At 51.5% G+C, this 1,259-nt stretch carries 1 protein-coding gene; it reads right to left on the bottom strand.

Annotated elements, in window-relative coordinates:
* Positions 1-199: 199 nt before the first annotated feature.
* Positions 200-1,123: an aldo/keto reductase family oxidoreductase gene (locus TH468_RS21055; RefSeq protein ID WP_085646384.1), complete on the bottom strand. Its 924-nt coding sequence runs from the start codon at positions 1,121-1,123 to the stop codon at positions 200-202.
* Positions 1,124-1,259: the final 136 nt, after the last annotated feature.

Genomic DNA, 1,259 nt, shown 5'->3' with positions numbered 1-1,259 from the left:
CATTTGCTCTACCAACTGAGCTATGCCGGATCAGGGTTGGCACTCCGTTCGAAGCGCGTGGCAGGGGTATAATAAAACAGCTTTGATCCCGCAAGACCTTTTTGAGAAAAAATGATCCGAAATCCATCTTTTTTCACACTATCGTATCGCCCGTCGCCTTCCGGTTAATTGAACGCCTGTTTCCTGTGCCTGTAAATGCTTAGGGGACCGGATGCCCCTGTGCCGCGATCAGAATTTCAAACCAGTCCTGCCGATCAAGTTGAACGCTGCAGGATGTTGTTGCATCAGTAATGCGGTGTGTCTTCATGGTGCCAAGGACCGGCACCGGCTGACAGGGCAGGCGCAACAGCCATGCAATTGCAACTTCGGCGATGCCGGGCAGGTTATATTTGTCACGCATTCGTTCTAGAACGGGGCGCAAGCGGTCGGCTGTCACATCATTTTGCGCGTTGAACAGTCGTGCGCCACCAAGTGGTGACCAGATCATTGGATGGATCCGCTTTTGCTGCATCTGATCAAACGTGCCATCAAAGATCGGGGCAAGTTCCAGAACCGAACATTCCACCTGATTGGTGGCGAGCGGTGTATCAAGTCGACTTTGTAACAGATTGAATTGTGACGGCGTAAAGTTTGAAACACCGAAATGACGAACCTTACCGGACTGGCGGAGTTCGTTGAATGCATCCGCAACCTCGTCGGCGATCATCAGTGGATCGGGACGGTGGATCAAAAGCATGTCGATACTGTCTGTTGTCAGGTTACGAAGCGAATTTTCAACCGATGCCAGAATATGCGCCTTGCTGGTGTTGTAATGATTGATCCGGTTGTCGGGCCGCGCATCCTTGATCAGTGCGACATCGCACTTGGTCACGATTTCCATTCTCTTGCGCAGTTCTGGTGCTTTTGCCAATGCCTCGCCAAAATAGGTTTCGCATCCGTAGCCCCCATAAATGTCGGCATGATCAAATGTGGTAATCCCAGCATCAAGGCAGGCGTGGATCAATGCCAGAATATCACCGACATTTTTGATGTCCGTGCTGTCGCGCAATCGCCATGCGCCCCAAGCCAATTGCGAGAAACTCAAATCCTTGGCCATGTGACGGCGTGAAACAGGAGATGACATATATTGATCCTAATCGAAGTTCAGGGCGGATGATGCGCTATTAGTAGCAATTTGCAGGGCAGGACACAAAAGCAAAAACCCCCGGAACAGAGTTCCAGGGGTTTGTGGCTCCGGCAGCAGGACTCGAACCTGCGAC

The sequence above is a fragment of the Thalassospira sp. MCCC 1A03138 genome (genome assembly GCF_002115785.1).
GTDB lineage: Bacteria > Pseudomonadota > Alphaproteobacteria > Rhodospirillales > Thalassospiraceae > Thalassospira.
Note: the sequence above shows the minus strand (reverse complement) of the source record. Positions and strands in the feature narration are given on the sequence as shown.

Excerpts from the sequence above, each read along its gene's own strand:
- TH468_RS21055 (WP_085646384.1), bottom strand. The coding sequence starts at position 1,123 with ATGTCATCTCCTGTTTCACGCCGTCACATGGCCAAGGATTTGAGTTTC.